The organism is Corynebacterium sp., assembly GCF_030530965.1.
GTDB lineage: Bacteria > Actinomycetota > Actinomycetes > Mycobacteriales > Mycobacteriaceae > Corynebacterium.
On the sequence record NZ_JAUMTY010000072.1, the window covers coordinates 1 to 6,905 of the forward strand.

The following is a 6,905-nucleotide window of genomic DNA, read 5'->3' on the forward strand; positions in this document are numbered from 1 at the left end:
CGACGTGGTCACCGTGAGGGATGGCAACGTGCCCGCAACCCGGACCGTGCTCGTGGGTGTGATTCTCGTGAATGACGTGCTCAGCAGTCATAGTGCGCAACCTTCCTGTGCGTTTATCGACGCTACGGATACACTCCGCGCGTTACTCAACTCCGATCTTAACGACATTCACCACATATGGAAAATCGCTGGAAACGGAATCGCAGGATCCCTTATTGAAAACTGATTAGTGTCGAGCTAGAGGCCATTCCCCCGCCACACCCCTTTGTTAGACTCGCAACCTATGCCAATCATTCGCGTGAGCGCCGCAATCATCCGGAATCGTGACGGCGAGTTCTTACTCGTCCGCAAGAAAGGCACAACCGCATTTATGTTCCCCGGCGGCAAGCCCGAGCCGGGCGAAACACCAGATCAAACGCTCATTCGCGAACTCGATGAAGAACTAAACCTCCGCGTCGGAACAGAGGATCCGACCTTCGTCGGCACGTTCCGAACAAACGCTGCGAATGAGGCCAACACACAACTACTTGCCGACGTTTTTACGCTCGACGACTCGCTGCGCTGGGGTAATAGTGCCGACGGCAGTAATGATGGCGACGACACCGACGTCGGCAATAATGACAATAACGACGCACGTAACGTCACCCCGCATGCTGAGATCGACGCGGCGCGCTGGTTTACCAGCGAGGATATTAAAACCGAACGCGAACCTATCGCGCCTCTGACGCGTGAAGTGGTGCCGCAGTTATATGGGCGCGGGTTTCTCCTGTTCACCGGTTCGGCGTTGGGGAACAATCCGGTCTATCGGGAGGCCGTGGAGTCGCTGGTGCATTCGATCGGCGCGCACAATGACCACATTGTTTATGGTGGCGGGCGTGCGGGCCTCATGGGAGTTGTGGGGGATGCCGCCGCTGAGGATGGAACGTTGTGTATCGGCGTCATCCCATATTTGCTGGCCGGTGTGGATGGGCCTAATGGGTTTAACCAGGGCGGACGTTCCTATGTTATTCCGCGGGCTGACGGGACGGTGCCCACTCCGGCGCGTGGGGAAATCGCCCACGACCGGTTGACGCGCTTAGAACTCGTGCCCACGATGTCTGCGCGTAAAACGCGGATGGGGGAGTTAGCCGATATCGTCGTCGGGCTTCCCGGAGGTGCAGGCACTGTCGACGAGCTTTTTGACGCGTGGACCCAGCAGCAACTGGGCTACACGCAGCACGCTGTGGCGCTGCTCAATGTGAACGGTTATTGGGATCCGCTGATCAGCGCCATTAAACATATGGTGGGGGAGGGTTTCTTGAGCTCTGCGTACTTGGAGTCGCTCATTATTGCGGATACCCCACGGGAGCTGTACGAAAAGGTCGACGCCTGGCTCCCTCCGGCCCCGAAGTGGGGCTAGAGGGAGCACACGCCGATCCCCCTCCTCGCCAGCAACTACATTGCCGGGGAAAGTCCTCCACCGTTCGGGCCTTCGCTGATGCGGAAGAGGTGCTCGTTAGCGAATTCCTTAACGCCCCACCGTTCCATCTCACGGCCGTATCCGGAGCGGCCAACACCGCCGAAGGGCAGGCCCGCCTCGGTTACGGATGATTCGTTCACGAACGTCATGCCGTCCTTCAACTGGCTGGCCACTTCCCAAGCCTTGTCCAGGTCAGAGCCCCACACGGAGCCGGACAGCCCGTAGTCGGAGTAATCATTCGCGATGTGAACAGCCTCGTCGGCATCCTTCGCCGGGTACACAATCGCAACGGGCCCGAAGATCTCGTTGCATCCGACGTCCGACGCGGGGTCAACGTCGGTAAGAAGGGTGGGCTCCATGTAAGCGCCATCACGATCCAGCGCGTGTCCACCCACCTTGATGGTGGCCTTGCCTTCCTTAGCGGCCTTGTCCAGGCGTTCAACGATGCCGTCGCGGGCGTCGATCGAGGACAGCGGGCCAATGTCGGCCTTCTCGTCATCCCACGGGCCGACGGTCATCTTGCTGATGCGCTCTTCCAAGCCGGAGACAACTTTGTCGTAGAAGGATTCCATGACGATCAGGCGCTTCGGAGCGTTGCATGCCTGCCCTGTGTTGTACATGCGGATCTTCACGAAGTTGTCCAGGACGTCGTCGAGGTTGTCGTCGTCAAGAACGATGAATGGGTCGTTACCACCCAATTCGAGCAGCGACTTCTTGTAGTTTTCGCCGGCGGTCTTTGCGACGGCTGCACCGGCTGCTTCGGAACCGGTGAGCGATACGCCCTTAATGCGCTTGTCGGCGACGAACGCGTCCATTTGTGAACCGGAGGCGTACATGTTGATGAACACGCCCTTGGGCAGGCCGGCCTCTTCGAGCAGGTCCTGGCATGCCTGGGAGGATAGCGGGCAGATGGAGGCGTGCTTGAGCACGAGGGAATTTCCTAGCAGGAGGTTCGGTGCAGCCCACCGTGCAACCTGGTAGTAGGGGAAGTTCCACGGCATGATGCCCAGGATTGGACCCATCGGGTCGTGCCGTACGAAGGTGCGGATCGCGCCCTGGCGGGGCAGCTCGGTGTCCTGCATGAGCTCGTAAGCGTGCTCGGCGTACCAACGGTAAATATTGACGACGATTTGTATCTCGCCTTGGGCCCACCGCGTGAGCTTGCCCATTTCGCGGCCGATGTAGCTGGCGAGCTCATCGGCGCGCTCTTCGTAGAGGTCAGCTACTTTGTTGAGGACGTTGACGCGCTCTTCAAGGGAGGTTTCTTTCCACTGCTTGTAAGCCTCGGTGGATTGGTCGAGGATCTTGTCGCGGTCAGCGTCGTCGATGCGGTTAAATTGGTCTTCTGTCTTGCCTGTACTCGGATTTTCTAATGCAAAGGTGCTCATACCACAGTCTTACACGGTTTGACTGGGTTTATCAGAAGGGCTGGTCAGTCCGTTGTTTCTTTCCAGATCTTCCACGACGCGTGGATCATGGGAAGTTGCAGCGGGAGGCGCGCTATCCATCCGATCTGCTCCGTCCACGGCCGGTCGAGGCGTTGGCGGACGGACTCGAAATTGCCCGGCCATACGGCGAGGAGCAGAGCTGCGGAAATGAGGCCACCATATTTGTTGGCTTTGTTATTGGGTGCGGCGAGGAGTGCGGCGGTGCCGAGTTCGCCCGCGCCGGAGAGGTAGTTCCAGAACCGTGCTGTGCCGGGGGCGTAGGTGGGGACGATTTCTTCGAAGGGTTTGGGTGTGACGAAGTGTCCGAATCCGGCGACGGTGTACAGGGTGGTGAGGCCCCAGCGGGCTTTATCAGAAGACATACCCCAGTTCTAACATGGTGTCATTGTTTTCGCATGTCCCGGGGGTATTTTTGTTAGGTCGGGCGGGGTGGTGTGACCGGGTGGGGTCACTTCTGACGCGGGCGCTAGAGCAGCAGCTCTCCACTTCCTAGAGCGGGAGCCGTCCGGCGAGTGCGCGTGAGAGCGTAAGTTCGTCGACGTATTCGAGGTCCCCACCGATGGGCATGCCGGATGCGAGCCGGGAGGTAGTGAGGTCGGGGAAGTCTTTGAGGAGCCGCGCGAGGTAGGAACTGGTCGCTTCGCCTTCGGTGTTGGGGTCGGTGGCGATGATGACTTCTTTGATGGTGGGGGCGTCTTCGTAGCGGGGTTCGTCGGGTGTGGAGTCGGCGGTTTCGCGGTCGGGGAGGACCCCGGCGATGCGCTGGAGGAGCTGTGTGATGGAGAGGTCTTTGGGTCCGACGTTGGCGAGGGGGTCGAGCGCGCCGCCGAGGACATGGTACCGCCCTTGGTATTCGCCGGTGGCCTCGATGACTTCGATGTCTTTGGGTTCTTCGATGACGCAGATGGTGGTGGCGTCGCGGTTGGGGTCGGCGCAGATGCGGCAGACGTCGTTGCGGGAGATGTTTCCGCAGATGCGGCAGAAAGTGATGCCGTCGCGGACGGAGGTGAGTGCTGCCCGGAGTCGGTCGATGTCGTCGGGGTCGGTGTGGAGCAGGTGAAAGGCTATGCGCTGGGCGCTTTTGGGGCCGATTCCGGGTAGGCGTGAGAACTCATCGATGAGGTCTTGGAGTGGTCCTTCGAACAACGACGTCCTGATTTCGTGGGTGAGGTGGGGTGAGCGTGATGGGGCGGCTAGGTTTGTTAAGACCCGGGTGTTGTAGGCGCCCAATCGTTTAGGCGCCGAACGTTTTTAGCCAGGTGTTTTAGCCGAGTGCCTGCGAGAACGGGCCCATCTTTTCCTGCGCGTATGACTGCAACGCGGTGTTGGCGTCCTGGAGCGCTCCGAGGACGAGGTCTTGGAGGGTATCAACGTCGTCAGGGTCGACGACGGACTTGTCGATGGTGACGTTGGCGACCTCGCCGGTGCCCTTCATGGTGACCTTGACCAGGCCGTTGCCTGCGCTGCCGCTGATTTCGGATTGCGCGATTTCACCTTGTACGCGCTGCAGTTCTTCCTGCATTTGCTGTGCTTGGGCCATGATTTCGTTGAAGTCGGGCTCTGCCATTGTTGTCTCCTTTGTCGTTAATGATCGTCGTGTTGGTGTGTCATTGTCGCGGTTCAGTGTAACGAATATGTGCGACGAGGGTGGTTGCGGCTGGCCATGACTCCCCGGCGAGGTGGACCCGGTTGCGAGGAGTTCCCGTTGGCGTCACCGCTAAAGGAAGGGCCTAGAGCGGTTGTGCTCCGAGTTCCTTAATGAGGAGCTCCATGGCTATGTCTTTAGCCGAGCGATGGTCGTAGTTGGGGTCGTCGCGCGTGGCGTTGACCATTTCTTCTTCGGCTTCTTCTTGCGTGTATTCGGTGCTTGCCGACGATGGTGCTTCGGCAGTCGGTCCGCCCGTGTCGGAACCACCTGTGTCGGAGTTGCCTCTCGTGTTGGTGGTGTCACCGGTTGTTTCGGTGCCAGCGTTGCCCGGCGCGTTGTTGGATGCGGAGTAGTAGTCGTCCGGTGGTGGGCCGTAGCCATCGGGGTCGTCGGGTTCGGGAGGCAGTGGCGATCCGTCACTGAATTCCTGCGGGGAGTCCGCTCGTCTTCCCGCGGGTGGCGTGTGCGTTGGGCGTGACTGGCCGTTCCGTGATTGCGGTGCGGCGTCGTGTCGTGGATGGGCATGCCCGTCGCGCTGGCCTTGGCCGGTCTCGTCGGCGGTTGACTGCTGTTGTTCTTGCGCTTTTTTCCATGCTGCGGCTGCAGTTAATGCGGTGCGAGCAGAATCGGACAGGATAGACGTGGGCGAGGCCGGTGATGCGGGTGACGTGGTCCCCGCGAGATCGCCAGGCGCGGAGTCGTTTCCGCTGTCGGCGTCGGCGCTGGTCGCAGTGGCGTCGTTGGTGTTGGCGTCGCTGGTTTCGGTGTCGGTGGTGGCGGTAGCAGCGGAGTTATCTGCTACCGCTGAGCGAGGGTGGTCTGGGTGAGCGTCCTTCCATCGTTGGAGGGCAGCGTCGTCGGTACCGATGACCGCCTCAACGGTGACTGTTTGCCCGGTGGCGTCTGTGATTGCGTCCACGATGGACGTGTTGATGTGCTGGTCATTGAGCCTTTGCGCGAGCGCCCCGGTGTGGTGACCAAGGACGACGTGGTTGCGGAAGACACCAAGAATGACAGCTTCGCTGACCATAACTTGTGCAACTTTGCTTCGCTTGCCGACGGCCTGCTTGATCTGTGTCCATTGTGGCCGGAGCTCATCCGCCGTGAGGCCGGTTTCGTGGTCTGCGGTGTCGCGGTCGGCCTGATCCTTTTCCACACCAGCATCAGCATGTTCGTCGCGCTGGCTTGTTTCGGCATCGCTGGGCTGATCCTCGTGTCCGTCAGCCTCGGGACCTGCACTGGCCTCGGAATTTTCACTAGCGTCGGTAGCTGCAGTGGCCGTGGAATCTGCCGTGGGCGTGTCATCGGAACGTGCGCTGTCGGCGTGCGTGTTCTGCGCATCGGCAGAACGTTCGCTCTCGGGGAGGACGACGGCGGGGCCTTCCTTCTCCTCGATCCTGTGCATACGTTCTTCGGCTTCGCGGGCGCGGGTTTCTCTCTCTTGCTGTAGCGCCTGTTCACGCAAGTATTTAGAGAGCGTTTCCCGATCCATCGTCCGCGGATCAACAGACTCTTGTGATGGCGCAGCTTCAGCTTGCGACGATGCTGCGGCCTCATCCTGCGACGGCGTCGCAGCGTCTTCCTGCGGTGATGCCGGTGTTTCAGGTGTTCCCGACGAGGTGCTTTGGGTCTCCTGGGGCTTCGCATTCCCTGTGTCTCGGTGCTGCGTGCCCTTAGCTTCCTGGGACGTTTCGGTGTTCGCTTCCGAGGACGGCGAGGGCTGCGGCGTCGGAGTGTCAGTTTTCTTATTCTTGCGCGGCCAGATGATTCGCCCGCCACCTTTGGCCCGGGGCGGAGTCGCGTTCGAATCAGATCCTGGGGCACCACTATCAGCAGCACCGTTATCAGCAGCTCGAGCACCACCTTCAGCAGCAGAAGAACTCGTGCTCCCGGAGCGATGGCCATTGTCGCTGGCAGAACGGCTTGCCGCTGGTTGGCCACTTTCTAACGCCTCGACGCGTTGTGACAGTGCTTCTATGCCCTCGGCCGCTCCGGGCATGACCATCCGCGCGCACATGATCTCGAGGAGCAGTCGCGGAGATGTGGCGCCTTTTAGTTCGTTCAACCCATCACTCACGACGGCTGCACACCGCGTGAGCGTGGCGGGTCCGAGGGATTGTGCTTCGTCGGCGAGGGTTTCGCGCTGGTCAAGTGGCGCGTCGACAAGTCCTTGGTCGAATGCGTCGGGTATGGATTGGAGGACGAGCAGGTCGCGGAAGCGGTCGACGAGGTCGGTGGCGAATCGCCGCGGGTCGTGCCCGGCGTCGAGAACGTTATTAATCGTGGTGAAGAGCCCGGCTGGGTCGTTGTTGGCCACGGATTCGACTGCGGCGTCGATGAGTGCGCTGTC

At 60.5% G+C, this 6,905-nt stretch carries 6 protein-coding genes; 1 reads left to right on the forward strand and 5 read right to left on the reverse strand.

Translation table 11 applies throughout. The features are described from left to right. Nucleotides 1–283: 283 nt before the first annotated feature. Nucleotides 284–1,399, forward strand: coding sequence for a TIGR00730 family Rossman fold protein (locus Q3981_RS09830; RefSeq protein WP_303125782.1), 1,116 nt, complete (start codon nt 284–286; stop codon nt 1,397–1,399). Nucleotides 1,400–1,434: 35 nt separating this feature from the next. Here Q3981_RS09830 and Q3981_RS09835 read toward each other — a convergent pair whose 3' ends face one another. From Q3981_RS09835 to Q3981_RS09855, 5 genes are all read right to left on the reverse strand, one after another. Further along, complete coding sequence (locus tag Q3981_RS09835) at nt 1,435–2,847, reverse strand: aldehyde dehydrogenase family protein (RefSeq protein ID WP_303125783.1); 1,413 nt, start codon at nt 2,845–2,847, stop codon at nt 1,435–1,437. Nucleotides 2,848–2,891: 44 nt separating this feature from the next. After that, nucleotides 2,892–3,269 (reverse strand): hypothetical protein, encoded by a 378-nt coding sequence (locus Q3981_RS09840; RefSeq protein WP_296136861.1) that lies wholly within the window; start codon nt 3,267–3,269, stop codon nt 2,892–2,894. 127 nt (nt 3,270–3,396) lie between these two features. Further along, nucleotides 3,397–4,053 (reverse strand): recombination mediator RecR, encoded by a 657-nt coding sequence (locus tag Q3981_RS09845; RefSeq protein WP_012730824.1) that lies wholly within the window; start codon nt 4,051–4,053, stop codon nt 3,397–3,399. A gap of 118 nt (nt 4,054–4,171) precedes the next feature. Further along, nucleotides 4,172–4,474 carry a YbaB/EbfC family nucleoid-associated protein gene (locus Q3981_RS09850; RefSeq protein WP_303125788.1) on the reverse strand — a complete coding sequence of 101 codons (303 nt, stop codon included), beginning with the start codon at nt 4,472–4,474 and terminating at the stop codon, nt 4,172–4,174. A 163-nt stretch (nt 4,475–4,637) separates the two neighbouring features. After that, nucleotides 4,638–6,905: hypothetical protein (locus tag Q3981_RS09855; RefSeq protein WP_303125790.1), on the reverse strand; the 2,268-nt coding region annotated here is incomplete at its 5' end.

Coding starts and splice junctions, on each gene's coding strand:
- Q3981_RS09830 (WP_303125782.1), top strand. CDS start 284: ATGCCAATCATTCGCGTGAGCGCCGCAATCATCCGGAATCGTGACGGC.
- Q3981_RS09835 (WP_303125783.1), bottom strand. CDS start 2,847: ATGAGCACCTTTGCATTAGAAAATCCGAGTACAGGCAAGACAGAAGAC.
- Q3981_RS09840 (WP_296136861.1), bottom strand. CDS start 3,269: ATGTCTTCTGATAAAGCCCGCTGGGGCCTCACCACCCTGTACACCGTC.
- Q3981_RS09850 (WP_303125788.1), bottom strand. CDS start 4,474: ATGGCAGAGCCCGACTTCAACGAAATCATGGCCCAAGCACAGCAAATG.